The 26,638-nt window shown below is 68.0% G+C and carries 21 protein-coding genes; 11 read left to right on the forward strand and 10 right to left on the reverse strand.

Annotation, left to right across the window (positions count from 1 at the left end; genetic code table 11):
• Positions 1-98 precede the first annotated feature (98 nt).
• Together KOE53_RS10890 and KOE53_RS10895 are read right to left on the reverse strand one after the other, a co-directional pair.
• Positions 99-926, reverse strand: a complete 828-nt coding sequence (locus KOE53_RS10890) for an SDR family NAD(P)-dependent oxidoreductase (protein ID WP_188058507.1) — start codon at positions 924-926, stop codon at positions 99-101.
• A 114-nt stretch (positions 927-1,040) separates the two neighbouring features.
• Complete coding sequence (locus KOE53_RS10895; RefSeq protein ID WP_251364311.1) at positions 1,041-2,573, reverse strand: APC family permease; 1,533 nt, start codon at positions 2,571-2,573, stop codon at positions 1,041-1,043.
• A 140-nt stretch (positions 2,574-2,713) separates the two neighbouring features.
• Between KOE53_RS10895 and KOE53_RS10900 the strand changes: the two genes are divergently transcribed.
• Both KOE53_RS10900 and KOE53_RS10905 read left to right on the forward strand, forming a co-directional pair.
• Positions 2,714-4,759, forward strand: coding sequence for a primary-amine oxidase (locus tag KOE53_RS10900; protein ID WP_188058508.1), 2,046 nt, complete (start codon positions 2,714-2,716; stop codon positions 4,757-4,759).
• Positions 4,760-4,824: 65 nt separating this feature from the next.
• Complete coding sequence (locus tag KOE53_RS10905; protein WP_188058509.1) at positions 4,825-6,465, forward strand: amidohydrolase; 1,641 nt, start codon at positions 4,825-4,827, stop codon at positions 6,463-6,465.
• A 190-nt stretch (positions 6,466-6,655) separates the two neighbouring features.
• Here KOE53_RS10905 and KOE53_RS10910 read toward each other — a convergent pair whose 3' ends face one another.
• The 4 genes from KOE53_RS10910 to KOE53_RS10925 form a co-directional block, all read right to left on the reverse strand.
• The gene (locus tag KOE53_RS10910; RefSeq protein ID WP_188058510.1) at positions 6,656-8,230 is read right to left on the reverse strand and encodes a GMC family oxidoreductase; all 1,575 of its coding nucleotides are present in this window, start codon (positions 8,228-8,230) and stop codon (positions 6,656-6,658) included.
• A gap of 157 nt (positions 8,231-8,387) precedes the next feature.
• Positions 8,388-9,743, reverse strand: coding sequence for an FAD-binding oxidoreductase (locus tag KOE53_RS10915; protein WP_188058511.1), 1,356 nt, complete (start codon positions 9,741-9,743; stop codon positions 8,388-8,390).
• A 116-nt stretch (positions 9,744-9,859) separates the two neighbouring features.
• Positions 9,860-11,569, reverse strand: coding sequence for a bifunctional 3'-5' exonuclease/DNA polymerase (locus KOE53_RS10920; protein ID WP_188058599.1), 1,710 nt, complete (start codon positions 11,567-11,569; stop codon positions 9,860-9,862).
• 21 nt (positions 11,570-11,590) lie between these two features.
• Entirely contained in the window at positions 11,591-13,744 is a 2,154-nt protein-coding gene (locus KOE53_RS10925) for a DEAD/DEAH box helicase (RefSeq protein WP_188058512.1), read from the reverse strand.
• 136 nt (positions 13,745-13,880) lie between these two features.
• Here KOE53_RS10925 and hpaH point away from each other — a divergent pair, with 136 nt between their 5' ends.
• The 8 genes from hpaH (at position 13,881) to KOE53_RS10965 (ending at position 21,702) form a co-directional block, all read left to right on the forward strand.
• The gene (hpaH, locus tag KOE53_RS10930; RefSeq protein ID WP_188044662.1) at positions 13,881-14,666 is read left to right on the forward strand and encodes a 2-oxo-hept-4-ene-1,7-dioate hydratase; all 786 of its coding nucleotides are present in this window, start codon (positions 13,881-13,883) and stop codon (positions 14,664-14,666) included.
• Positions 14,651-15,478, forward strand: a complete 828-nt coding sequence (locus KOE53_RS10935) for an HpcH/HpaI aldolase family protein (protein ID WP_188044663.1) — start codon at positions 14,651-14,653, stop codon at positions 15,476-15,478. Before hpaH ends, KOE53_RS10935 begins: the two co-directional genes overlap by 16 nt.
• A 150-nt stretch (positions 15,479-15,628) precedes the next feature.
• Positions 15,629-17,137: a fumarylacetoacetate hydrolase family protein gene (locus KOE53_RS10940; protein ID WP_188058513.1), complete on the forward strand. Its 1,509-nt coding sequence runs from the start codon at positions 15,629-15,631 to the stop codon at positions 17,135-17,137.
• On the forward strand, positions 17,134-17,817 hold the full coding sequence (locus tag KOE53_RS10945; RefSeq protein ID WP_188058514.1) for a GntR family transcriptional regulator: 684 nt from the start codon (positions 17,134-17,136) through the stop codon (positions 17,815-17,817). The genes KOE53_RS10940 and KOE53_RS10945 overlap by 4 nt, the downstream gene beginning before the upstream one ends.
• A gap of 46 nt (positions 17,818-17,863) precedes the next feature.
• Positions 17,864-19,360, forward strand: coding sequence for a 5-carboxymethyl-2-hydroxymuconate semialdehyde dehydrogenase (hpaE, locus tag KOE53_RS10950; RefSeq protein ID WP_188044666.1), 1,497 nt, complete (start codon positions 17,864-17,866; stop codon positions 19,358-19,360).
• Between the two features lie 34 nt (positions 19,361-19,394).
• Entirely contained in the window at positions 19,395-20,537 is a 1,143-nt protein-coding gene (gene hpaD, locus KOE53_RS10955; RefSeq protein WP_188058515.1) for a 3,4-dihydroxyphenylacetate 2,3-dioxygenase, read from the forward strand.
• A 9-nt stretch (positions 20,538-20,546) separates the two neighbouring features.
• Positions 20,547-21,116 (forward strand): hypothetical protein, encoded by a 570-nt coding sequence (locus KOE53_RS10960; RefSeq protein ID WP_188058516.1) that lies wholly within the window; start codon positions 20,547-20,549, stop codon positions 21,114-21,116.
• 25 nt (positions 21,117-21,141) lie between these two features.
• Positions 21,142-21,702 carry a TetR/AcrR family transcriptional regulator gene (locus KOE53_RS10965; RefSeq protein ID WP_188058517.1) on the forward strand — a complete coding sequence of 187 codons (561 nt, stop codon included), beginning with the start codon at positions 21,142-21,144 and terminating at the stop codon, positions 21,700-21,702.
• On the opposite strand, the gene KOE53_RS10970 is transcribed toward KOE53_RS10965, so the two are convergent.
• Genes KOE53_RS10970 through KOE53_RS10985 form a run of 4 tightly spaced genes read right to left on the reverse strand, consistent with a single transcriptional unit; the run spans position 21,696 to position 24,860 of the window.
• A complete protein-coding gene (locus KOE53_RS10970) occupies positions 21,696-22,244 on the reverse strand; it encodes a hypothetical protein (protein WP_188058518.1) in 549 nt (182 codons plus the stop codon). The genes KOE53_RS10965 and KOE53_RS10970 overlap by 7 nt on opposite strands.
• Positions 22,244-24,229 (reverse strand): alpha/beta hydrolase, encoded by a 1,986-nt coding sequence (locus KOE53_RS10975; protein ID WP_188058519.1) that lies wholly within the window; start codon positions 24,227-24,229, stop codon positions 22,244-22,246. The genes KOE53_RS10970 and KOE53_RS10975 overlap by 1 nt, the downstream gene beginning before the upstream one ends.
• Entirely contained in the window at positions 24,226-24,534 is a 309-nt protein-coding gene (locus tag KOE53_RS10980; RefSeq protein ID WP_188058520.1) for a hypothetical protein, read from the reverse strand. Before KOE53_RS10980 ends, KOE53_RS10975 begins: the two co-directional genes overlap by 4 nt.
• A gap of 32 nt (positions 24,535-24,566) precedes the next feature.
• A complete protein-coding gene (locus KOE53_RS10985; protein WP_188058521.1) occupies positions 24,567-24,860 on the reverse strand; it encodes a WXG100 family type VII secretion target in 294 nt (97 codons plus the stop codon).
• A gap of 291 nt (positions 24,861-25,151) precedes the next feature.
• Between KOE53_RS10985 and KOE53_RS10990 the strand changes: the two genes are divergently transcribed.
• Complete coding sequence (locus KOE53_RS10990; RefSeq protein WP_188058522.1) at positions 25,152-26,513, forward strand: NAD(P)/FAD-dependent oxidoreductase; 1,362 nt, start codon at positions 25,152-25,154, stop codon at positions 26,511-26,513.
• The last annotated feature ends 125 nt before the right edge of the window (positions 26,514-26,638 follow it).

The raw sequence follows: 26,638 nt of genomic DNA on the forward strand, positions 1-26,638 counted from the left end.
ATCACCCCACCGTGGGTTCGATTTGTGCGCCTACACCAAACTTGAAGAAGATTTTTGCCACCCCTCGGTGTTGTGTTCGGCGACGAGGGCGTCCGGAGCTACCCCGCCATCGCGATCGTCGGGACGTCCACGATGTGCGCCCCGCCGTCGATCACGAGCGTCGCGCCCGTGATGTACGACGACTCGTCCGAGCCCAGAAAGCGCACAGCGGAGGCGATCTCCTCGGGGTCGGCGGGCCGCGCGATCGGCAGCGCGCCCGTCACCCGCCGATATCCCGCCTCGCGGTCGCCGCCTGCGGCCGCGGCGAAGTCGTCCATCTCGGCGTCCGCCATCGGCGTGCGCACCCAGCCCGGGCAGACCGCGTTGACGCGGATCCCGCGCGGGCCGTAGTCGCGGGCGAGGGACTTCGTGAGCCCGATCAGCGCGTGCTTCGCGACGGTGTACCCCGCGACCTCGGGGCCGGCAAATAGCCCCGCGAGCGACGAGACGATGACGATCTGACCACCTGAGGCGATCAGGGCATCGAGCGCCGCGCGCGTGGTGACGAACGCGGTGTCGAGGTTCGCGCGCATGGACTGGTGCCACGCGTCGTCACTCGTCTCTCCCACGGTGCCGAGCCCGTGGCCGCCCGCGTTCGCGACGACCACGTCGAGCCGTCCGAAGCGGGCGAGCGTCGCGGCGATCGCCGCCGAGGCCTCGCCGCCGTTCGCGGTGTCGGCGCACAGCGCGACCGCGCCGATCTCGGCAGCCACCGCCTCGAGCGGCCCGCGCCGTCGCCCGACGATGACCACCTGCGCACCCTCGGCGGCGTAACGGGCGGCGATCGCTGCGCCGATCCCCGTGCCGCCGCCGGTGACGAGCACGACGCGGCCGGCCTGCGCCCCCGCGTTGGGGACGGGTCGGCGGGTGTGAACAGCATCAGTCATAACAGGGTCCAATCAGTGGGTTTCGTGTGTCGCGAGGGAGACGAAAACGGCGGCCCGGATCATACCGGTACCGCCGTTCACGTCAGGCAAGGAGGTCGTCGAGCGACCCAGTTGTTAGGCGACCGAGTCGTCCTCGGGAACCCGGATCACCTGGGTGGTGTCGCGCAGCTCCCCGCCGTGACCGATCCCGGCGTACACGCTGGGGCGGGACTTCTTGATCGAGTACGCCCAGACGGTCCCGATGATGCCGGGGACGATCACGAGCGCCGGCAGCAGGAAGGTCGTGAGATTACTCTCGGCCTGGCCCAGCAGCACGTTGAAGTTCGCGGCGATCGAGATGAAGATCACGATGAGCAGGACCGCGGCGATTGCGGGGGCGACGACGCGTCCGATGACGCCGACGTTGCGCGGGTCGCGGCGGAAGAAGCCGATCACCGCGACACTCACTACCGCCATGAGCAGCACGAGCCCCATGGCGCCGGTGTTGGTGAGCCAGGTGAACAGCGTCACCACGGGATACGGGCCCTTCTCCGGGTCCCAGCCCGACTCGCCAATTGCGAAGGCCACCACGACGACGACCGCGATCACGGTCTGCGCCAGCGATCCTGCCCACGGGGCACCCGAACGGGCGCCGACCGCCGCGAGCCCCTTTGGCACGACGCCCTCGCGGGCGAGCGAGAAGAGGTACCGGGCAACCGCGTTGTGGAACGCGATCAGCGCGGCGAAGATGCTCGTGATGAACAGGATCGACATGAGGTCCACCCAGAGCACGCCGAGGTGCTGGGCGACAAAGCCGAAGAAGAGGGGCGGGCCAGCCACGTCGGCGGTGATCCCTGCGGGGTCGGTGATCGTCTCTGGGCCCACCGCAACGGCGAGCGCCCACGCGGAGATCGCGTAGAACACACCGATCACGCCGACCGCGAGGAAGGTCGCGCGCGGCACGGTGCGGCGGGGGTCCTTCGACTCCTCGCCGTAGATCGCCGCGGACTCGAAACCCATGAACGCCGCGATGCCGAAGGCGAAGACCGCACCGAAGCCGGGGATGAAGAGTGCTTCGGGGGTCAGCGGGGCGGCCGTGACGGCGCCCTCCGCCGGGTTCGCGAAGGCGACGACGTCGAACACGATGACGATGAGGAACTCGAGCGCGACCAGCACGCCGAGCACCTTCGCCGAGAGATCGACGCGGTTCACCCCGAGCAGGCCCACGACGACGATGCCGGCGAGCACGCCGGCCCACCACGGAACGTTGGCGCCCGTCTTCTCGGCGATGATCATCGACACCTGGAAGCCGAACATGCCCCAGATGCCGATCTGCATCATGTTGTACGCCACGAGCGCGACAAGAGAAGCGCCGACGCCGGCCGGGCGGCCGATGCCCTGCGCGACGTAGGCGTAGAACGCGCCGGCATTCGTGATGTATCGACTCATCGCGGCGTAGCCGATCGCGAAGATCGCGAGGGCGAGGGCGAGGAGCAGGAACGAGAGCGGCACACCCGTGTTGTGGGTCACCGAGAACGTCGAGGTGACGCCGCCGGCGATGACCGTTAGGGGTGCCGAGGCGGCGATGATCATCAGCGCGATGGCGATGACGCCGAGGCGCGGGCGGCCCTCGGCGAGCTTGTGGGATGGAGCGTCGTTGGTATCCATGGGCTTGATTGTGCCTGACGGACGCTGATTTCGTATGGGACAGACCCGCAAGACATTTGTACAGTCGCGCACGCCGCGGCTGCCGCCGGCGCAATATTGTTCATACTGAGGTCACCACCGTCGTATGCAAGGGAGCACTCATGTCCGACGATCGATCCACCCATACCCACGGACAGCGGGTCACCGAGCCCACGACCGTCACGCACCCGCTGGACCAGTTGACCGCCGCCGAGATCGCCCGCGCTCGCGAGCTCCTCGTTGCCGCAGGCCTGATGGGCGCGGACGTGCGCGTCGCCCAGCTGCTCCCCCTCGACCCCGACAAGGCCTGGCTGGCCGCGTGGGCCCCGGGCGCTCCGATCGAGCGCCGCGTCGAGGTGGTACTGCTTGACACGAGCGACGGCACCTCGAAGATCGCCGTCGTCGCCGTGCACGGTGCGGGCGCCGTCGAGCACTCGCGCGCCATTGATACCGCGACCGAGGGTCAGCCCCAGTACCTCTTCGAGGAGTACGACCGCGCGGCCGACATCGCCAAGGCCTCTGAGGGCTGGCGGGCGGCCATGCGCCGCCGCGGTCTCGAGGACCGCATCGAGCTCGCGTTCTGCGCGCCGCTCGCGCCCGGCTTCTTTGGCCGCGAGGACGAGGCGAACAAGCGGGTCATCCGCTCCCTCACGTTCCTGCGCGACCATGAGCACGACAGCCCCTGGGCGCACCCGGTCGAGGGCCTCATCGTCCACATCGACCTGTCGAGCGGCACGGTGATCCGCGTCGAGGACGAGGGCGACGTCCCGGTTCCCGCGGCGCACGGCAACTACGACGCGGCTGGGCAGGGCCCGGCGCGCACGACACTCAAGCCCATCTCGATCACGCAGCCGGAGGGCCCGAGCTTCGCGGTCGACGGCTCGCTCGTCACCTGGGAGAACTGGTCGTTCCGCGTCGGCTTCAACCAGCGCGAGGGCCTGGTGCTGAACCAGCTCACGTTCCGCGACGGCGAAGAAGAGCGCGAAGTACTGCACCGCGCGAGCGTCCCCGAGATGGTCGTGCCCTACGGCGACACCGCCCCCGGCCGCTACTGGATCAGCTACTTCGACGCTGGCGAATACCTGCTCGGCAAGAACGCCAACTCCCTGACGCTCGGCTGCGACTGCCTCGGCGTCATCCACTACTTCGACGGCTTTGTGCCCGATGACCAGGGCAACCCGGTGAAGATCCCGCAGGTCGTGTGCATGCACGAGGAGGATTACGGGATCCTGTGGAAGCACACGGATCTCGACGGCAAGACCGAGGTGCGGCGCTCGCGCCGCCTCGTCATCTCGTACTTCGCGACGATCGGCAACTACGACTACGGGTTCTTCTGGTACCTCTACCTCGATGGCACGGTTCAGCTCGAGGCGAAGGCAACGGGCATCGTCTTCTCGAGCGCGGGCATCCCAGGATCCACCAACCCGCACGCCCCCGAGATCGCCCCGGGGGTCTTCGCGCCGGTACACCAGCACCTCTTCTGCGCGCGCCTGGACACCGCGATCGACGGCCAGGCCAACACGCTGCACGAGGTCGAGGTGCAGGGCATCCCGACTGGACCACACAACCCCCACGGCAACGCCTTCACCTGGAACGAGCGTCAGTTGACGAGCGAGTCCGAGGCCAAGCGCAGCGCGAACCCCGCGGCGGGGCGCGTCTGGGAGGTACGCAGCGCCGAGCGCACGAACCAGCTCGGACACGCGACGGCCTTCCGCCTGCTCCCCCAGGGCGGACCCACGCTCATGGCGCAGCCCGAATCGACCGTCTATCAGCGAGCGACGTTCGCGACCGAGCACCTCTGGGCGACCCAGTACGCGCCCGGCGAGCGCTTCCCGGCCGGCGACTTCCCCAATGCCCACCCCGGCGGCGCGGGCCTGCCCGCGTGGACCGCGAACGACCGCTCGCTCGACGGCGAGGACCTCGTGCTCTGGCACGTCTTCGGCCCCACGCACGTGCCACGCCCCGAGGACTGGCCGATCATGCCGGTCGACTACTCGGGCTTCCTGTTCAAGCCGCACGGCTTTCTCGACCAGAATCCCGCGATGGACCTGCCCGACGGCGCAGGATCCGGCCCGATGACCGCGGGGTGCTGCGTCAGCGGCGGCTGCGGGTGCTGCTCGGGTGACGAGTGCCGCTGCGGCGGCGCGAGCTGCGCCTGCGGGAAGTAAGCCCGCTGCCGGGGCGGCGAGCAGCCGCCCCGGCACCCCGAACCTCTCGACGAACGGAGTCAACGATGACCCAGCCTCACCCCGAACTGATCCTCACGGGCGCGCGTATTTACACGGTGAACCCGGCTCGGCCGTGGGCCGAGGCCGTCGCCGTTTCTGCCGGTCGGATCACCGCGATCGGCTCGCGCGGCGAAATCGGCGCGCTCGCGGGGCCCCGGACGGAGGTGCGCGAGCTGGACGGCGCGTTCCTCATGCCGGGGCTCGTGGACGTCCACACGCACCATTTCCTCGCTGGCAAAGAGGACCTGTTCGAGCTGAGCCTGCCCATCGGCGCACACCTCGAGGAAATTATCGACGCGGTGCGCACGCACGCAACCACCCTGGCGGCGGACGCCTGGGTGGTCGGCGGTCCGTGGGCGAGCGACCGGCTCGGCGAGATTAATACGGTCGAAGCGCTCGCTCTCCTCGACGAGGCGGCGGCAGGTCGCCCCGTCATGCTCTCCGACGACTCGCACCACAACCGCTGGGTGAGCACGCGGGCGATGGAGCTCGCGCAGGTCGCCGCCGGCCAGCCGGGCGTCGTGGTCGACGCAGCCGGACTCGCCACGGGCGTGCTGCTCGAGGCGGCCGGGCTGCCGGTCGCGCAGGCGCAACAGGACGCCGGCGCCCTGTCACCCGAGGACGAGCGGCGCGCATCGAAGCGCGGCGTCGAGATCTTGAACTCGTTCGGCATCACCGCGTTCCAGGACGCCGGGGTGTCCACCGGGATCCTGTCCGCCCTGCACGCGCTCGACACTGATGGTGACCTCGACGCGTGGGTGGTCAGCTCGATGCTCGTCAACGACGAGATCTTCGGCTTCCCGACCATCGGCGAGGAGCTCGTCTTCGGCGGCGAGCGCTTTCGCACGCGCCACCACCGGCCCGACTTCGTGAAGATCTTCCTCGACGGGGTGCCTCCGACGCGCACCGGCGCGTTCATCGAGCCGTACCTCCCCGATGACGTGCACGGCGCGCACTTCCACGGCGACACGCTCTTGAACCCGGCAGAGCTGACCGACTGGCTGCGCCGGGTCGCCGACGCGGGCCTCTCTGCCAAGATCCACTGCACGGGCGACGCTTCCGCCCGCGAGGTGTTGAACGCGGTCGAGACGCTGCGCGCCGAGGGGTACACCGAGACCCGATACCAGGTCGCCCACGGACAGTTCATCCACCCCGACGACATCGCCCGCTTCGGGGCGCTGGGCGTCTCGGCCGACATCTCGCCCTTCATCTGGGTGCCGGGGCCCATCGTCGAGGCGATCCGGGAGGTGCTGCCGCGCGAGCGCGCCGACCGCATGCAGCCCAACCGCGCGCTGCTCGACACGGGCGCCGTCGTCGCGGGCGGCTCGGACTGGCCGGTCTCGCCCTCCCCCAACGCCTGGGAGGGCATCCACGGCCTCGTCACCCGCGAAGACCCGAGCGGGCAGTACCCGGGCACGCTCTGGCCCGAGCAGGCGATCACACTCGAGGAGGCGATCGCCGCGTTCACAATCGGCGGCGCCGAGGCGATGGGCCTTGCCGGCGAGACCGGTTCACTCGAGGTCGGTAAGTCGGCCGACTTCGCCGTGCTCGACCGCGACCCGTTCGCGCACCCGGCGACGGAGCTCGTGCAGACCCGTGTTACCGAGACGTGGTTCGAGGGTCGCCGGGTCTACTGCGCCGACTGAGTTTGGGGCGGCGTCACCGCGCCCGAGGTCCCTGTGCCGCTCCGTCGCTCGCTGAACTCCGGCGCAGGGAACGGCAGTCACTGGAGGTATTTGTAGGGTTATCGCGCTTGGCGCCCTGCATATGCCTCCAGTGAACCCGCGCACACAGCCGCGGCACGAAGCCGCGGCCGGGCGCCCCCGCGGTTCCGCCCTATCCCTCCGCCAGCATGAAGGTCGCGGCCCGCTCACCGATGATCAGCGCCGGGGCGTTGGTGTTGCCCGTCGTCACCGTCGGCATGATCGAGGCGTCGACGACGCGGAGCGCGTTCACGCCGCGCACACGCAGCTGGGGGTCGACGACCGCGTCGTCACCCACGCCCATCGCACAGGTACCGACCTGGTGGTGGTAGGTGATCGCGGTGTTCCGCACGTACTCCTCGAGCAGCGCGTTGTCGTCGCCGACCGCTGAGCCCGGGTAGAGCTCGGTCGCGCCCCAGCCGCCGTCGCCAGGCGCCCCAGCCAGGGCCGCCCGCCGGCCGACCTCGCGGCACTGCCGCACCGAGGCGACGAGGCTCGCGACGTCGTCGGGGTGGCTGAGCGCCGCGAGGTCAATCGCGATTTCGTCGTCGACCGAGGGGCCGGTAATGCGCAGCGAACCGCGGCTCTTCGGGGTGACGATGCCCGACATCAGGGTGAACCCGTCGCCCGGGCCCGTCATGCCCTCCTGATACATCGGAACGCTGAAGTGCAGCGGCTGGGTGTCGGGCACCGCGAGATCCGGCTGGCTGCGCCAGAACAGGTGCGTCTGGGTCGGCGAGGTGCCGCTGGGCGGCCCGCCGATCTCGCGCTCGGTGGAAAAGATGACGGGCGACAGCAGGTGATCGTGCAGGTTCTCCCCGACGCCCGGAAGCTCAAGTACGGGGTCGATCCCTGCGGTACGCAGTGTCTCGGCGGCACCGATGCCCGAGCGCTGCAGGATCGCCGGCGATCCGAGTGCTCCCGCCGAAAGTACGACCTCGTCCGCGAGCAGCTCTTCCCGCACGCCGTTCCGCACCAGCACGACGCCTCGGGCGACCAGGCCGCCGTCCGCGTCGTGGTCAAGCAGCACGCGCTCGACCTCGGCACCGGTGCGGACCTCGAGCAGCGGGCTGTCCTCGACCGGACGCAGATACGCCGTGTAACTCGTCACCCGCACGCCGTCCACAATGGTGACCTGCTCCTGCGAGATGCCGTCGAGCGATTCCCCGTTGTAGTCGGGGTTGCGCGGGTGGCCCGCCTCGACGGCGGCCTCAACGATGGCGGCCTGGATAGGCTGCAGGGGAATATCGTCGCGCACGGGCATCAGCCCGCCCACCCCGCGCAGCTCGGAGGGTCCGTGGTTCGAGTCCTCCACCGCGCGGTAGATCGGCAGCACATCCGACCAAGCCCAGCCCTCGCAGCCCGCCGCGGCCCACCCATCGAAGTCTTCGGGGGCGCAGCGCACCCAGATCATCGCGTTCAGGGCGTGCGATCCACCCAGCACGCGGCCCCGGGGCAGGTGCAGCCGGCGCCCGCCGGCGTGCTCCTGCGGGACGGTGAAAAAGTCCCAATCCTCGGGGCTGTGCCACAGCTCGCCCATCCGGCTGGGGTCGTGGATCGCGGGGTTCAGATCGCGCGCGCCCGCCTCGATCAGCGTGACGCGACGGCCGGCGTCGATCAGGCGGCGTGCGAGGACGTTTCCGGAGGTCCCCCCTCCGACGATGACGACATGGCGGGCGACGCCTGCAGTGGACTCGGGAGTGCTCATGGGAGCCCCTTTCTTCAACGTTGAAGTGCGGCGGCAGCCGCGATACTCCGACGTTGTCAGGTTCGGGCGGATCCTGCGCGGAATCGTTCGCCCGCAGACAACTGCTGCGCGGGGGCGCGCAAGGCCCGCCCTGCTTGCTTGCCTGCCTGCCTGCCTGTCAGCCGTCCGCGTGCCGGAACATGCCCGCCGGGTCGCGCGCCTCGCGCACCTCGTCGAGCCGGGCGCGCACCGCATCGGGCCAGGATCGCGCGCGACCCGAACCATCCAGGTGATCGGCAAAGTTCACGGCGACCCCGTCGAGCGCCCAGGGCGATAGCGCGTCGAAGAGCGCCGCGCCAAGCCGCGGGATTGGCCCGGCAATGAGCTCGGGCACCGGCGCGCCGAGCAGGAAGACGAGGTACTCGGCTTCTCGCCCGCCGACCGCGTTCTCTACCCCTTGCGCCTCACGCATCGCCCCGCCCAGATGGCGCACCTGCATGCCGATGAGCGGGACGTGCTGATCGGGACCCACGACGCCGAGCATCGTGCGGATCGCCTCGGGGGTGAGTTCCCGAAGCGCCACCGCGCCAGTCCAGCCCGGCCCCTCAGGGATCTCGGCAACCAACTCGGCGAACGGGCGCTGCCGCACGTCATCGATCAGCACCTCACCCCACCCCCGCAGGTCCAGAAGCTCCGCCTCGGCCGCCGCCTCATCGCCCGTGTGCGTGAGCTCCACCTGCACGACGGTGCGCCCGCGCAGGATCGGGCCGAACATCTCCATGTCCGGAAAGCGCATCACGGCGAGGCTCGAGCTCACTTCATCACTTGCGGCCCTCGTCCAATCGGCATATGCCGTAAAGATCTCGGTCGCATTCTCGGAATGGAAAAAGATCGACCCGCCCACGATCGTCGCCGCGGGCACGAGCTCGAACGTGATTGAGGTCACAATTCCGAGCCCGTGCCGCCCACCGCGGAGCGCCCAGAAGAGGTCGCCGTGATGCTCGTCATCGACGATGAGCTGCTGGCCATCTGAGGTGACGACCTCGAGGGACCGCACGCGATCTGCAGCAAACCCGAACTGTCGGCCCAGCGGGCCGATCCCGCCGCCCAGAATGTAGCCGACGGCGCCGACCGACCCGTGCGAGCCGCAGAGCGGCGCGAGCCCTGCGGGGGCTGCCGCGGCCACAATGTCGCTCCACACCGCGCCGGCCCCCACCGCAGCGGTGCCTGCCTTCGGGTCGATCGTGATCTCTCGAAGCGCTGAGGTGAGGATGAGCAGGTCGACGTCTGGCAGCGTCCGCGCGGAGTGGCCGGTCGACATGACTCCGACGGTGGCCTCGTGGGTCACCGCGATGCCGACGGCCGTGGCGATTCCGGCTGCATCCCGCGCGCGAAAGACCACCGATGGCGCGCGCTTCGCCGAGTGGTTGTGGCCTCGCACCGCGTCGTCATATCCCGGATCGCCTGGCAGCAGCACCTCCCCCGCGGATTGCTCGCGAAGAACTTGTGCAATACCTGCTGGATCGACGTTCATGTGCATCCCTGACTCTGGCCGGCAAATTTAAGCACTGGGTCCACCGTAGGTTCGCTCCGGGAATTTTGGAAGCAGATGCGCGCAACTGGGGACCTGGCTCCCGTCGTGCGTGCGACTCAATCTTTGCTGGCGCGCTCCGCGATGCGCACGTCGAGAGGGAAGTCTACGAGCCCTCCGCTAAAAAGCAGCCGGCCCGCAGCGTCGGCAGCCGCAGTAACCTCGGCGGCAACGGCATCGGCCTGTTCGATCGGCGTGTGCACGATCACCTCGTCGTGCAGGAAGAAGGCCAAGTGGGGGCTCCGAGAGAACGCGGGGCCGGAAGGATCCGCCGCCTGATCTTCCGGCACGCCCGGGAATCCCAAGAGCCGCAGCCTGAGGTCTGCGATCCACGCCAGCGCCCATTCCGCAGCCGTGCCCTGCACGATGAAGTTGCGCGTGAACCGGCCAAAGTCGCGCGCGACCCGCCGCGCCTCGCGCTCGTCGCGGGCGGTCGCCCCTGGCTGGCTCGCTCGGGCCTGAGACTCCACCCACTCCGGGCTGGGTTCAGGGGACGAACGCCCGAGCCAGGTGGAGACGATGCCGCCCCGCTCGCCCGTCGACGCGGCGTCGTCCACAAGCCGCATCGCTACGGGGAAGCTCTTCCGCAGCCGCGGCACGAGCCGCCCGCTGTCACCGGTGGTGGCGCCGTACATGGCCCCGAGTACCGCAATCTTGGCCTCCTGGCGGGTCGCCACGACGCCGCCCTCGACGAGGCCCGCGTACAAATCGGTGCCGGATCCGGCCGCCGCCATCGCCCGGTCCCCCGACATCGCCGCGAGCACCCGCGGCTCCAGCTGCGCGACGTCCGCCGACACGAACGTCCACCCCGGGTCGGCCCGGAGCGCGGGGCGCAGCTGCCGGGGAAGCTGCAGCGCACCGCCACCGCTCGACGCCCACCGGCCAGTGACGACCCCGCCGGGCACGTAGACCGGGTGATAGCGGCCGTCCTGCACCCACTCGTCGATCCAGCTCCACCCGTTCGCCGTCATCAGTCGGGACAACTTCTTGTACCTCAGGAGCGGCTCGATCACCGGGTGCTCGATCTCCGCGATCTCCCACTGCGAGGTCGACTCGACCTGCAGGCCGGCATCGCGGAGCGCGCGCAGCAGCTTGGGCGGGGAATCGACACTCACCTTCGGGTTGCCGAGCACGCGCCCGATCTCCTCGGCGAGCGCCGCCATGATTTCGGGGCGAGCGCCGACTGAGGGGCGCGGCCCGAGGGTTTCGCGCAGGATCCTGTCGTGCTCAGAGACGTCCCAGGGCAGGCCCGCGGATTGCATCTCAGCGGCCACCAGCGCCCCTGCCGATTCCGCGGCGACGAGCAGCCGGAGCCGGCCGTCGCCCGCATCGAGGGCAGCGCGCTGCCGCGCAAACTCGGCGCGTACCTCGGCGATCTCGCCCGGCACTCCGTTTCGTCGTGTCGGCTCCAACTCGAAGAGGGCCGACGCGACGGGCTTCGGGGCAGGATCCTCGGGGCCCATGTCCCATTGGGTCGCCGCGATGATGTCTCGTCGATCCGCGACGTGCGCGGAGCGGCGCAGGATCGCGTGGCTCAGGCGCAGGTCGTGGCAGCGGGTGACGCGCACGCCCCGTTCGAGGAGCGCGGGTGCCCAGAGCGTCGTGTCGTTCCACACCCAGCGGGGCGCATGTTCGGACTCAGCGCGGCGCACAAACTCGAGGAAGTCCGCAGGGCTCAGCTCTGTGGACTCCCCCGGGCTCCCGTCAGCGTGCACCCCCAACGCAGTGATGCGCCCGTCGGCATTTCTGCCGAGGGCGCACCACTGCATCATCACCTCAGAGTGAGTGAGTTACCAGCGCGGCTTGCGGTCGCCGCCACCGTTGTAGCCACCACCGCGGCTGTCGCCACCGCGGTCGTTGTTGCCCTTGTAACCGCCACGGTCGCTGCCGCCGCTGTACCCACCGCGATCGTTGCGGTCGTTGTTGCCCTTGTAGCCACCGCGGTCGCTGCCGCCACTGTAGCCGCCGCGGTCGCCACCGCGATCGTTGCGGTCGCTGTTGCCCTTGTAGCCGCCACGGTCGCTGCCGCCACTGTAGCCACCGCGGTCGCCGCGATCGTTGTTGCCCTTGTAGCCGCCACGGTCCCCGCCGCGGTCAGCGCCACGCTCGTAGCTGCCGCGCTGCGGGCCACGGTCCGGGCCGAGCTCGATGAGCTTGCCGCTGATGCGGGTACCCGAGAGGCGATCCTGCTGTTCCTTCGTCAGGTTCTTGGGCAGCTCGACGAGCGAGAAGTCGTCGCGCACCTGGATGCGGCCGAAGTCATCGCGCGAGAGGCCACCCTCGTTGGCGAGGGCGCCCACGATCTGGCCGGGAAGCACCTTGTGGCGACGGCCGACGGCGATGCGGTACATCGCGAGGTCGTCGCGGCTCGGGCGCGAGGTCGTGCGCTCCGGGCGCTCGCGGCCGCCACGCGAGTCGCGGTCGTTTCCGCCGCTGCCGTCAAGGAAGCCAGCGGCCTGCTTGCGGTCGCGCTCGAACTTACGGTCGTCATCTTCCGTGAGCAGCAGCGGGGTCTTGCCCTGCGCCACGATCGCGAGGGCCGCAGCCACGTCGGTCTCGGGGACATCGTGGTGACGCACGTAGTGCGCGATGATGTCGCGGAACAGTGCGACCCGAGCGGTCTTCTCGAGTGACGCGGTGATCGCATCGTCGAAGCGCGACAGGCGGGTCGCGTTGACCTGCTCAACGTTCGGAAGCGGCATCTGCGTGAGCGGCTGCTTCGTCGCCTTCTCGATGGCGGTCAGCAGGCGACGCTCGCGCGGGGTGACGAAGCTGATCGCGTCGCCCGAACGGCCAGCGCGGCCGGTGCGGCCAATGCGGTGCACGTACGACTCGGTGTCAATCGGCAGGTCGTAGTTGATGACGTGACTGATGCGCTCGACGTCAAGGCCGCGGGCCGCGACGTCGGTGGCGACCAGGATGTCCAGCGCGCCCGACTTGAGCTGCTCGACCATGCGCTCACGCAGGTTCTGCGGCACGTCGCCGTTGATCGCGGCGGCCGAGTAGCCACGCGCGCGCAGCTTCTCAGCGACCTGCTCGCTGTCGCCACGCGTACGCGTGAAGACGATCATGCCGTCGAAGTCTTCGACCTCGAGCACGCGGGTGAGCGCGTCGACCTTCTGCGAGTACGACACCACGACGTAGCGCTGCGTGATGCTCGAGCTGGTCTGCGTCTTGCCCTGGATCTTGATCTCGGCGGCGTCGTTCAGGTACTGCTGCGAGATGCGGCGAATCTGAGCGGGCATCGTGGCCGAGAACAGCGCGACCTGCTTGCTCTGGGGCGTATCGGCAAGGATCGTCTCGACGTCCTCAGCGAAGCCCATCTTGAGCATCTCGTCGGCCTCGTCAAGCACGAGGTACTTGATCTGCGAGAGATCAAGCGTGCCCTTCTTGAGGTGGTCCATGATGCGGCCCGGGGTGCCGACGATGATGTCGACGCCGCGGCGCAGAGCCGAGAGCTGCTGGCCGTAGGCCTGGCCGCCATAGACGGGAAGCATGTGCACCTCGGGGAGGTGTGCGGCAAAGCTGCCGAACGCCTCACAGACCTGGAGCGCGAGCTCACGGGTCGGCGCAATCACGAGGGCCTGGGGTACGCCCTGGCCGGGAACGATGCGCGACAGGATCGGCAGCGCGAACGCGGCCGTCTTGCCGGTACCGGTCTGCGCGAGGCCGACGACGTCGCGCCCGTCGAGCAGCACGGGGATAGTGGCGGCCTGAATGGCGGAAGGGGTCTCGTAGCCGAGGTCCTTCACGGCACGCAGCACGCGGGGGTCGAGGCCGAGCGTGTCAAAGCCGGGGCGCTCAGGTTCGGCGGCGGGAGCGGCCACCACTGCGGGGGCCTCGGCAGCGTCAACATGAGATTCCACCGCACCGGCCCCGGCTTCAGTACTCAAGTTGGGGGAATCGTCGCGCTCTGTCGGCGCGGGGTTCTCAGAAGAAGTCATTAGCTCATCTTACCCCGACAAAGTTGTGATGCTACCGCGAGTTTCTGTGACCCGCAAGTAACCTCGAATCGTCGCGCCAAAAACGGGAATCGTATACGATCTGAAGCATTCCGCTTCCCTAACCGAATCGAGTGCCATGCTCAGCGCTGAACAACACTTGCAGATCGCCGACGAGCTGATCGCGGCGGACGCTTCCAAGGAACTGCTCCCCATCCTCACCGGCCGCTACCCCGGAATGGTCGTCGACGACTCCTATGCGGTGCAGCGCGCCTGGACGGAACGCAAGATTGCCGAAGGGCGCCGCGTCGTGGGCCGCAAGATCGGCCTCACCTCGAAGGTCATGCAGGTCGCGACCGGCATCACCGAGCCCGATTATGGCGTCATTCTCGACGACATGGTGATCGAATCTGGCTCGGTCATCGACTTCGACCGTTTCTCGAACGTGCGCATTGAGGTCGAGCTGGCTTTCGTGCTCGCCAAGCCCCTCACCGGCCCGCACACCACCATCTTCGATGTGCTCGACGCGACCGCCTACGTCGTACCCGCCCTCGAGGTCCTGAACTCTCACCTCGTGATGGAGGGGCGCACCATCGTCGATACGATCAGCGACAACGCCGCGATGGGTGCGATGGTTATCGGCGGTCGCCCGGTCAAGGTCGACCAGGTCGACCTGCGCTGGGTGTCGGCACTGCTCTCGCGCAACGAGACCATTGAGGAGTCCGGCGTCGCCGCCGCGATCCTCGGCCACCCCGCGATGGGCGTCGCCTGGCTGGCGAACAAGCTCGCCCAACACGGCCAGTCCCTGAACGCCGGCGACATTGTGCTGGCCGGCTCGTTCACCCGCCCCATGTGGGTCGAGCGCGGCGATACCGTGCACGCTGACTACGGAACGCTGGGGACCATCTCATGCCGATTCGCCTAGAGCTTCCGCCGACGCTGTCGGACCGCCTCGCGCACGCCAAGCGCCCGCAGATCGGCCTCTGGGTCTGCTCTGGCAGTCCGATCGCCGCCGAGATCGTCGCGGGCAGCGGCATCGACTGGGTCTTGCTCGACGCCGAGCACTCCCCGAACGGCCTCGAGTCCATCCTCGCCCAGCTCTACGCGATGTCGGCCTACCCGTCAACGCCGGTAGTGCGTCCACCCTCCGGCGACGTCGTCACGATCAAGCAGTTCCTCGACCTCGGCGTGCAGAACCTGCTCATCCCGATGGTTGACTCCGCCGAGCAGGCCGCGGAGATCGTGCGCGCGGTCCGCTACCCCCTCAATGGCGTGCGCGGGGTCGGCAGCACACTCGCCCGCTCGTCTCGGTGGAATCGGGTCGAGGGCTATCTCGGCAGGGCAGATGAGACCATCAGCCTCACAGTACAGATCGAGTCGGCGGCGGCGGTCGCCGACGTCGAGCGCATCGTCGAGACCGACGGCGTCGACGCAATCTTCGTGGGCCCGGCCGATCTCGCGGCATCGATGGGGCTCCTTGGCCAGCAGTCGCACCCCGATGTGGTCGAGGGCGTGCTGCGCGCCATTAGCGCGGGTCTCGCCGCAGGGAAGCCGGTCGGCGTCAATGCGTTCGTGCCGGCCGACGCCGAGCGCTACCTCGCCGAGGGCGCGTCCTTCGTCGCGGTGGGGGCCGACGTCGCGATCCTGGCCCGGCAGACCGAGGCGCTCGCCGAGCGTTTCGTGCAGGCAGGATCGAGCAACACTCCGCCCAGCGCTCCGCCCCGGGGCAGCTACTAGGCGACAGATGAGCCTATCCCCGCAGTTGCCGGAGCAATCCGAGTTCACCAGAGAACCCGGCAGCATAGTTCCCAAACCCCACCGGATCGTATACGATATGAAATATAGTGCTCCGGATCGCCCCCAGCTCACTCGAAAGACGAGGCAATTGTGACCTACGGAATCGATACCCCCGGCAAGATCATTGCCGTCCACCTGAACTATCCGTCCCGCATGGATCAGCGCGGCCGGACGCCCGCGCAGCCCTCGTACTTCCTGAAGCCCTCCTCGTCACTCGCCCCGACCGGCGGCACCATCGAGCGCCCTGCCGGCACCGAGTTGCTGGCGTTTGAGGGCGAGGTCGCCCTCGTGATCGGCGAGCCCGCACGCCGCGTCTCGCCCGAACAGGGCTGGAGCCACATCAAGAGCGTCACCGCCGCGAACGACTTCGGCATCTACGACATGCGCGCGGTCGACAAAGGCTCAAACATGCGCTCGAAGGGCGGCGACGGGTTCACCCCGATCGGCCCCACCTCGATCTCGACCGAGGGGCTCGGCGAGGGTGACTGGCGCGTGCGCACCTGGGTCAACGACGAGCTGGTGCAGGAAGACACCACGGACACCCTCAAATTCAGCTTCGGCCAGCTGGTCGCGGACCTCTCGCAGCTCATGACGCTCGAGACCGGCGACGTGATCCTGACCGGCACGCCGGCAGGATCCTCGGTCGTGTTGCCCGGCGACGTGGTCGAGGTCGAAGTCGACGCCCCGAACGCTCCCGGCGCGCCGAGCAGTGGCCGCCTGGTGACCACCGTCACCCAGGGCACCGTGCCCTTCGGTGACTTCGGCTCGGGCCCCGCGGTGGACGACACGCAGCGGCTCGAGGCCTGGGGCAGCGAGGCGGAACACGCGGCCGCGGTTGCCGCTGGCCGCGCGACACCGCTGTCGGCCGAGCAGGATCCTGCCCCATCGGTTCCCGTCCTGACCGACGAGATTCGTGCCCAGCTGTCGGGCGTTGCCGTCGCCACGGTCTCGTCGGCGCTGCGCAAACGCGGCTACGTCGACATCTTCATCGACGGAGTGCACCCCAACCACGAGGGCGACCAGATGCTCGGGACGGCGAAGACGCTGCGCTTCATCCCGTTCCGCCCGGACCTCTTCACCGCGCACGCTGGCGGCTTCAACGCACAGAAGCGCGCGTTCGACACCGTCGGCGCCGGCGAGGTACTCGTCGTCGATGCCCGCGGCGAGCGCGGCACCGGCACGGTGGGCGATGTGCTCGCGCTGCGCGCCCAGGTGCGCGGCGCCGCCGGCATCGTCACCGACGGCGGCGTGCGTGACTTCGCCGCGGTGCAGGAGTTCGACATCCCCGTCTTCTCGCAGGGGGCGCACCCGAGCGTGCTCGGCCGTCGGCACGTGCCGTGGGAGACCGACGTCACGATTGCCTGCGGCGGCGCGGCTGTCCAGCCCGGCGACATCATCATGGGCGACCGCGACGGTGTCATTGTTATCCCGCCGTTCCTCCTCGCTGAGGTCGCAGCCGAGGCTGCCGCGCAGGAAGCGGCCGACGCCTGGGTCGCGGCGCGTGTGGCCGAGGGGCACCCGGTCGATGGGTTGTTCCCCATGAACGCCGAGTGGCAGGCGAAGTACGCCGCGGAGTCCGCAGGAGGTGGTGGCGCATGAGCAAGGTCGACGCCGCTCACGACTACATTCAGCAGCGTATCTCTGACGGGCGCTTTGTCCCCGGGTACCGCCTCGTCCTCGGCCAGATTGCCGACGAGCTCGATATGAGTGTCGTCCCGGTGCGCGAGGCGATCCGGCAGCTCGAGGCCGAAGGCCTCGTCACGTTCGAACGCAACGTCGGTGCGCAGGTCGCGCTCCTCAAAGAGACCGAGTATCTGCACACCATGCAGACGCTCGCGCTCGTCGAGGGGGCGGCAACCGCGCTCGCGGCCCCCGACATCTCGGCCGACCAAATCAAGCGGGCGCGCGAGATCAACCAGACCATGCGCGAGACGCTCGAGGCGTTCGACCCGCAGCGCTTCACTGCCCTGAACCTCGAGTTCCACAGCGTGCTCTTCGAGAGCTGCCCGAACCCGCACATCCTCGACCTCGTCCACCGGGGCTGGAACCGCATGAAGATGCTGCGGAACTCGTCTTTCAGCTTCGTCCCCGGACGCGCTGGCGACTCGGTCGAAGAGCATGAGCGCCTCCTCCGCCTCATCGAGTCACGGGCCCCCGTCGACGAGATCGAGACCGCCGCCCGGGCCCACCGCACCGCAACACTCGACGCGGTACTGGCCTACTCGGACGAGCAACACCGCCACCTCGCCGAAGCCCAAGAAGCCGCCCCGGCCGCCTAGGCCCCTCCCCCACACGTATCTCACCACTCACCCTCAGGAGAAGCACATGATCCACGAGAAGCCCGCGGGCCTGCCCGACAAGATTCGTCACTTCATCGACGGCAAGTTCGTCGACTCGATCGGTGGCCAGGAGTTTGACGTCATCGAGCCCGTCTCGAACGAGGTCTACATCACGTCTGCATCGGCGCAGTCGGAAGACGTCGAACTCGCGGTGGCCGCCGCGAAGCGCGCCTTCGACGAGGGCCCCTGGCCAAAGATGCTCCCGCGCGAACGCTCGCGCATCCTGCACAAGGTCGCCGACATCGTCGAGTCCCGCGACGAGCAGCTCGCGCTGCTCGAGAGCTGGGATTCCGGCCTGCCCATCACGCAGGCAAAGGGCCAGGCCCGCCGTGCCGCCGAGAACTTCCGCTTCTTCGCCGACCTGATCGTCGCGCAGCACGACAACGTCACCAAGGTGCCGGGCCGCCAGATCAACTATGTGAACCGCAAGCCGATCGGCGTGGCCGGCCTCATCACCCCCTGGAACGTGCCGTTCATGCAGGAGTCGTGGAAGCTCGCACCCGCGATCGCGACCGGCAACACCGTCGTGCTGAAGCCGGCGAGCTACACCCCGCTCTCGGCGGCGCTGTGGCCCGAGATCTTCCGCGAGGCGGGCGTGCCCGACGGCGTCTTCAACCTGATCCTGGGCTCGGGCAGCGTCGCGGGCGACGCGCTCGTCAAGCACCCCCACGTGCCCCTCATCTCGTTCACTGGCGACAGCTCCACGGGCGCGATGATCTCGACGAACGCCGCCCCGCTGCTGAAGAGCCTCTCGCTCGAGCTCGGCGGCAAGAGCCCGTCGGTCGTGTTCGCCGACGCCGACCTTGAGGAGGCACTCGACGCCACCGTGTTCAGCGTTTTCAGCCTGAACGGCGAGCGCTGCACCGCCGGCAGCCGGGTGCTCGTCGAGCGCTCCATCTACAACGACTTCGTTGAGCGCTACGCCGAACGGGCGAAGAACATCGTCATCGGACTGCCCTCCGATCCGGCGACCGAAGTGGGCGCACTCGTGCACCCGAGCCACTTCGAGAAGGTCATGAGCTACGTCGAGATCGGCAAGGGCGAGGGCCGCCTCGTCGCCGGCGGCGGCCGCCCCGAGGGCTTCCCCGAGGGCAACTACGTCGCGCCGACCGTGTTCGCCGACGTGGCCCCCGATGCGCGCATCTTCCAGGAGGAGATCTTCGGCCCGGTCGTCGCGATCACCCCCTTCGACACCGACGAGGAAGCGCTCGAGCTCGCGAACAACACGAAGTACGGCCTGGCCGCCTACGTCTGGACCTCGAACCTGAAGCGCGCACACAACTTCGCGCACGGCATTGAGTCGGGCATGGTCTGGCTGAACTCGAACAACGTGCGCGACCTCCGCACCCCGTTCGGCGGCGTGAAGGCGTCGGGTCTTGGCCGCGAGGGCGGCTATCGCTCGGTCGATTTCTACACGACGCAGCAGTCGATCCAGATCACCCTGAACGAAGCACACAGCCCGCGTTTCGGCGCAGGCAAGTAACTCGCACGGCCACTACACGCAAGGAAGCGAAATCATGGCAAAGCTCAATGAAGAAGACAAGCAGTCGGCAGGCTTTTGGGTGACCAAGGAGGCCCCCATCGTGGCAGCCAACCCGATTCACATGGCCACCTCCGAGGCGCCCGATATTCTGCGCTGCGCATACATGGAACTCATCGTCACGGACCTCGCGGCCTCGCGGGCGTTCTATGTCGACGTGCTCGGCCTGTATGTCACGACCGAGGATGACGAGGCGATCTACCTTCGCTCCACCGAAGAATTCATCCACCACAACCTCGTGCTGCGCAAGGGCCCGCTGGCTGCGGTCGCCGCGTTCTCGTACCGCGTGCGCGCAGCCGAGGACCTCGACAAGGCCGTGGCGTTTTTCGAGGAACTCGGATGCGAGGTGCGCCGCAACCCCGAAGGCTTCGTGAAGGGGATCGGCGATTCGGTGCGCGTCGTCGACCCGCTCGGGTTCCCGTACGAGTTCTTCTTCCAGACCGAGCACACGGAGCGGATGTCGTGGCGCTACGACCTGCACGTCCCCGGCGAGCTCGTACGGCTGGATCACTTCAACCAGATCACGCCCGATGTGCCCCGCGCCGTGGGTTACATGCAGAACCTCGGCTTCCGGGTCACTGAGGACATTCAGGACGCGGAGGGCACGGTCTACGCCGCCTGGATGCGTCGCAAGCCGACCGTGCACGACACCGCGATGACCGGGGGCGACGGACCGCGCATGCACCACGTCTGCTTCGCGACCCACGAGAAGCACAACATCCTCGCGATCTGCGACAAGCTCGGGGCGCTGCGCATGTCCGACCACATCGAACGCGGCCCCGGCCGCCACGGCGTCTCGAACGCGTTCTACCTGTACCTGCGCGATCCCGACGGCCACCGCGTCGAGGTCTACACGCAGGATTACTACACCGGCGACCCCGACAACCCTGTCGTGACGTGGGATGTGCACGACAACCAGCGCCGCGACTGGTGGGGCAACCCCGTCGTCCCGTCCTGGTACACGGATGGCTCGCTCGTACTCGACCTCGACGGCAACCCCCAGCCGGTCATCGCGCGCACCGACGACTCGGAGATGGCCGTGACCATCGGGGCCGACGGCTTCTCGTACACCCGCGACGAAGACGGCGAAAAGGGCTTCAAGCTCGGAAACACGCTCTAGGTCGCCCCGGTGCTCATGATCGTGAGCGCCCTGATCTGCGCGGCCTGCGCGCTGCACCCGCTGGCCGGGATTCGGTTCTCACCGAGTCCCGGCCAGCGGCGTCTCGCGACGTACTCGTTGGGCCTGCGACACATCGGGGCGGTACTACCGGCGCTCGTCATGCCGATCGCGATGATTGAAGCGACGCTCGTGCGAGCGGTGCCCGCCGCCTGGTGGGCGCTCGCCCTCGTGGCATCGTCGCTGGCGCTTGCCGCAATCTCTCGTTTTGGGGCCCCGCGGGGCGGTTCGGCGCTCGCCGGCCTGCACCGGAACCTTCTGCCCGTGGCATGCGCGTGGCTGCTCGTCGCCGGCGCCCATGGCAGTCACTTCGTGGGCACGGCTGCGAGCTCGGTAGCGCCCGTGCATCATTCGCAGGATCCGGCCCGGTGGCTCGTCGCGCTGCCCGCGATCTTCGTGCTGGCGAGCCTCGCCTGCCTCGTGGGTCAGCTGCGCACACGTCCGCGTGCGGCACACGGGCGGATGCCAGTGGTGGAGACCGTTGCGGGCACGCTCATGCTGGGTGTGATGGCGTTTGCGTAACTTCTCGGCGCGCTAGGGTGTGGGTGTGAATCAGGTTTCGGGGCGCGACGCCCTGCTCAGCGCGACGATTACTGTGGTGGCCCGCGGCGGCCTGCGTTCGCTCACGCACCGCGCGGTGGCGTTGGAGGCCGGCGTCTCGCATGGGCTCGTGCGACACCATTTCGGCTCTCGCGACGCGCTGATTGAAGCCGCGCTCGAGTATGCGGTGCAGCAGAGCATGAGCTCGACGAATATGACGGGACGCGTGCCATCGGTGGCGGGCTTTGCCGAGGGCATCGATTCGCTGGCCGAGCGCGAGGCCGACATGCAGGCGTTCCAGTACGAACTCCTCCTCGAGGCACGTCGGAAGCCCGAGCTACGGCCGCTGATCGACGCCTACTACGAGACGTACCGTCGGGCTTCGTCCGAGCGGCTTCGCGAGCTTGGCGTGGTCGATCAGGACCTCGCCGAGGTGATCTGGTTCGCGCTCGACGGCCTCGTGTTTAAGCAGCTGATCGCCCGAGACGCCGCGGAGGGCGCCCGCGCGATAGAGCGGATCCGCGCGCTCGTGGCCGCGGCGGCGTCGCTGCCCGCTTCCCCTCAATAGCGCTCCATCACGGAGAGGTCGTCCGAGCAGGATGAGTTGATCGAGATTGTGGAATAGAGCGGGCTCCCACTAAATCCGAGCATGGCACCGTCTTCTCGGTCTGCACGAAAATCAATCCTGCCAGACGTTTGCTCTGCGGGATCGATAACGTACGAGACGACCCAGCCTTGCTCCTCCCAGTAGTTCCAGAGCCGTTTGCTTCCTTCCACGGGATCTCCGTATGTGTCGTTCGAAACGTCGAGGATCAGTCGACCCGGGCGTCGATTGATCGGCCCTGAGCGACAGATCTCGGTCTCGGCGCCACGAATAATCTTCTCCTTGTCACGCGGCCATTGCAGTTCGGGAACGTCTACCCACCACCCTTCCGAAGGCCCGAGTGCAGCTAAGGCTCCCTCTGTTTGGGACTGCACCCAGGCCTCTTGGTCTCCAAGCGAATCGTGCTCGAGTATTTTCGCTTCCGAGACGACTGGCCTTTCGCTACATCCGCCAATACCTATCGCCATAATTACCACCAGCCCGAGCTCGATCAGTTGTGTATTCATTACGGACCTCCCAAAGTCAATGCGGAGATCCGTTCCCTCGGAGACGGAGCCCCTCTGGTTCCCGGCCTCAATCCGCCCGAGATGTTCGCAAGCTCACCGACGGTCAATTTGGCGACGCTGTCCAGCGACTGAGTGCGCTTGTCCAGGTATCCACCCCCATCACCGCGGGTGACGCCGTGTCCCGTAACCGGCACGAGATCGCCGGCACCATCTGATGAGAAAACCTGAGCGCCTTCGACAAATTGCGCCGTCGACCTTGCAGCCTCGGGATTGGGCTGCATGCGGTAGGAAAGTTGCGACCCGAACGGTGCGGTCGAGTCTGCCGTCGCCATTGTTGTGTAGATCCGGGATCGACCGGCTACGTCTCGGTCAACATTGAGTGCGGAAAGTGAAACCACTCGCCGTCTGTCCAACCCCGCGGAGCCGACGAGAGTGACACTCTGCACGGGAATCCGAGTCAGCAACAATGCGTTCGCAGCGACCGTAGTGCCATATGAGTGCGCCAAGACTCCATGGTTTGTCATGGGTTGGTTCCCCTGACGGGTGGCGGACGATCCATCCAATTCAGCGGCGAGACGCGATGCCGCAATGCGGGCAGTCTCGGCAGATAACACTGTCAGGAGGTTTGGAGTGTCGTACTCGAAGTAGGTGATGAGCGCGCTTCCCTCATCTCCTCTCTCCCCGTGGCGGAGTTCGTCATGCTGCGCACGCAAAATGTGTCGGCTGGCCCTGTCCCACCCCGCCAGGCCCTCGTGCACGTCGTTGAACATCCCGGGGATGACCCAGTTCAGGTTCTGAGCAGCATCGAGGTCTCCATAGCCGACTGCCGCTCTCGGCACCTCGCCGGTGACGTCGAACGCCACCAGACTCACCGGTGGGCTGGCCACCCCACGCTCAGCAACACGCAACCGCTCCTTTTCCAGTACCTTCATCAACTCGTCGACCGCGACGCGATGGGTCGGGCCGAGCTCATCGGGATGCAATATGAAGTACTCGAGCTGTTCGCGGTTCGCCGCGTCGCGCACTGCGAACGGGAGACCCGGCAGGTTACCGATGACCCAGGGCACCTCAGTGACCAGCCGCTGTTGCTCGTCGGCGCTGAGCCTGGCCCAGTTGCGCGCGACCACGGTCGGGTCGGGCGGCTGGTCCCACGAGTCCTCGCCAGACCGGCTGCCGATGAGCCGTGCGAGCAGGGGGTGAGATCTCGCGGCGACGGCTGGACTCTGTTCCCCGTTCCCAGCGCTGCCGACGACCGCACGGGAAAGGAAGAGGGCGGCGGGCTCATCAGCGCCAGGTCCGAGCGTGATGAGCTGTCCGATCTCGGTGGCATATATCGACGCCCGCAATGCGGACTCCGCACGCCGTCGCCGCTCGAGCAAACTGTTCCAGAGGCGGCGTACCTGCGCGAGCTCATCCAACGCGTCTCGCCAGCGCCGCGCCGCTACTCGCCAGGGCTCCTCATACGCATGGCGCAGCATTGCTCCAACGTTCGGGCCCTCAGCCCGCGGCAGAGCTCCCGCAAAACTGAGGGGCGCTGGCTCGGGCATCACGGTAGAGACGCCTTCGTCCCAGTGGTAGTCGCCGCGAACGCCGATCGCGGCCGCAATTGCCTCAATTGCCCGCGCCGACCCACGAATGTTGTCGAGCGCACCGGCCGCTCGCTCAAGCTGGGCCCTCGCCTCTGCGTGGATCTCGAACACCTCCGCGGCGTAGCGATCGAGCGCGTACTGCCCGCCGACGGCACTCTCGTGCAGCGCGACCGCACCCGGCTGCAGGCCCGCGCTGAGCTTGCCGATGAGCCGGGTCACCCCGATGCTGTGTTGGCGCTCGAGTGAGTTTCGCGCCCCCGCGACGTGCCGCCCAAAGAGCGCGGCGTCCTCCGCCACTCCCCGCGCAAAACTGGCAAGCGGCGCTACCTCGTCAGGACTACCGTGAATCGGCGTCTCAGCCCCCAACGCCTCGCGCGCCCCAGGGACGACCGTCATCGCCCGCCCCCTTTCGCCGCGAACCCGCCGCTGAGCGCCCCCGCGATCTTTCGGTCGAGCGTGTCGCTGTCTCGCATCATGTCGGCGACGGCCTCGCTGGCGGTTCGAGCTGCACGCGACAGCGCCGAACGCGCGAGCTGCAGTCCGCGCATGTACTGTTCGACGTCGTCTCCAATGCCGCTCTGGCTCTCGAGCATCGCGCTCGGTCGCCGCGCGTTCTCGGCCACCATCAGGTGGGCGGCGGCGATCAATGCCGACCCAGCCTCCGCAAGCACGGCGTCGTCCAGCACTACCCGGTCCGCCATGCCCCTCACCGCCTCCGCCGCACCGCCCTCGACTAGTTGATCTTCGCGGCGATCTGCGCGTCCAGCTCGCGCATCGCGTTCGCGGTCTGCGTGAGAAATGCCTGTATCTCCGTCAACTTGTCGATGACCGTGTTGGCGCTCGCCGTGTACTCGCCATACGCGCCGTCAAACTTCGCTGAGGCCTGGTCCGTCACAAACCCGGAGCTCACCAGGCCGCTGATGCGCGCCTGCATGCCGCGCAGCCGCTGGGCAATCTCGTCGCGCCCCGCACCCAGCTGCGACGCCGCTTGCTCGATCTCGCCGTAAGAAACACTGATATTTGCCATTGTGAAGCTCCTGTATGCCTCGGTCCGTCGCGTGCGAATCGCCCCCGATTCGCCCTGCGGATGAATTCAAACTGCCCGGAACTGGGCGATGTGTTGAGTCAACAAGACCCGCTGGCCACACACAACGGGCTGCGCGAATCTGTGGATAACTTCCCGATTCGGCTGTCCTGGCACAGGCAACGCTTGACTATACAGATGTATAGGGTTACCGTGATCGCAGCTCGCTCAGCCGAAAATGGCGACGGCGAGCCACGTCACAGTCGACGCCCTCACACACCAAAGGCGGTTCTCATGTCTCCCTCTCCCGCGCTTCACTCCCGCCACGTCGTCATCGTCGGCGCAGGCTTTGCAGGCCTCGTCGCCGCCCGCGAACTCGAAGGTGCCGGCGTGCGCGTCACGCTGCTCGAGGCCCGCGACCGGGTCGGCGGCCGCGCCTGGACCGACGAGCGCCTGGGCCACGCCCTCGAGATCGGCGCCACCTGGGTGCACTGGATGCAACCGTTCATCTGGAACGAGATCACGCGCTACGGCCAGTCGATCTACCCCAGCCCGGTCGCGGACGACGCCTACTGGATCAGCGGCGGCGCGGTCCACCACGGCACCGAGGCCGAGCTCGACGCGCTTCTCGAGCGCCCACAGGCGGCCATCTTCGAGGGCTCGCGCGAGCTCTTTCCCTATCCGCACGACCCCCTGCACGTGCTCGAGACGGGCACCCCCGAGGCCCAGGACCGCTTCCGCGCCGCCGACACCGGCGGGGTGCTCGACGCCCTGCGCGAGGGCACGTTCACCCAGGAGGAGTTCGACCTCGCCGACGCTTACTGGTCTGCCGGCTACAACGGTTCGACCGCGACCGCCTCGCCGCTCATGGCGAAGCACTGGGCCTCGCTGAGCGACCACCGCCTCTCGCTGCTCGACGACCAGACCCTGCGATTCAAACTCACGAACGGGATGGGTGCGATCACCCAGGCGATCGCGGCCGACCTCCGCTGCGAGATTCAGCTCAATACCCCCGTCGCGCGCGTCGAGCACGCAGCGGATCGCGCCGCCGTCACGCTCGCGACCGGCGAGCGGATCGACGCGGACGCCGTCATCGTGACTGCCCCGCTGGGCGCGCTCGACACCCTCGAGTTCTCGCCCGCACTGGGGCAGGATCAGCGCGACGTCATCGACGAGGGATTCAACTGCACGGGCATGAAGGTGTGGATCCGCATCCAGGGACACCACTCGATCATCGCCTATGCGCCCGCAACGACCTCCCCCGATCACCCCCTCGCGCTCATCCGGAGCGAGTACTTCCTCGAAGACGGCACCACGATCCTGGTCGGTTTTGGGCCAGACCACACCCGCCTTGACCTCAATGACGCCGCCGCGGTCCAGGAAATCGTGCGACTCTGGCGCCCCGATTTTGAGGTCATCGAGTCGACCGGGCACGACTGGGCTGCCGATCCGTGGTCGGGGCAGACCTGGGCGACGCCGCGCTCGGGTCAATTCACCCGCGGTTGGAACCTCTTCCGAGGCGCCGAAAGCCGGCTCCGCTTTGCCGGCGCCGACTGGGCGAAGGGATGGAACGGTGTCGTCGTTGATGGGGCGATCGAGACTGGGATCACAACCGCCCGTGCGCTCATCGAGGAGTTTCGAGCCGAGGCGTCTTAGCATCAACATTTCTGCGCGAATCTCCAACAAGTGAGCGCGCACGCCGGGCGGATCCTGCCGGCACCGACGTATCGTAGAAGCACTGTCCATCCGTATTGGAGTGGACGCGGCAATGAAGCAGCAAA

Origin of the sequence: Leucobacter sp. CX87 (assembly GCF_018682295.1) — a bacterium.
GTDB lineage: Bacteria > Actinomycetota > Actinomycetes > Actinomycetales > Microbacteriaceae > Cx-87.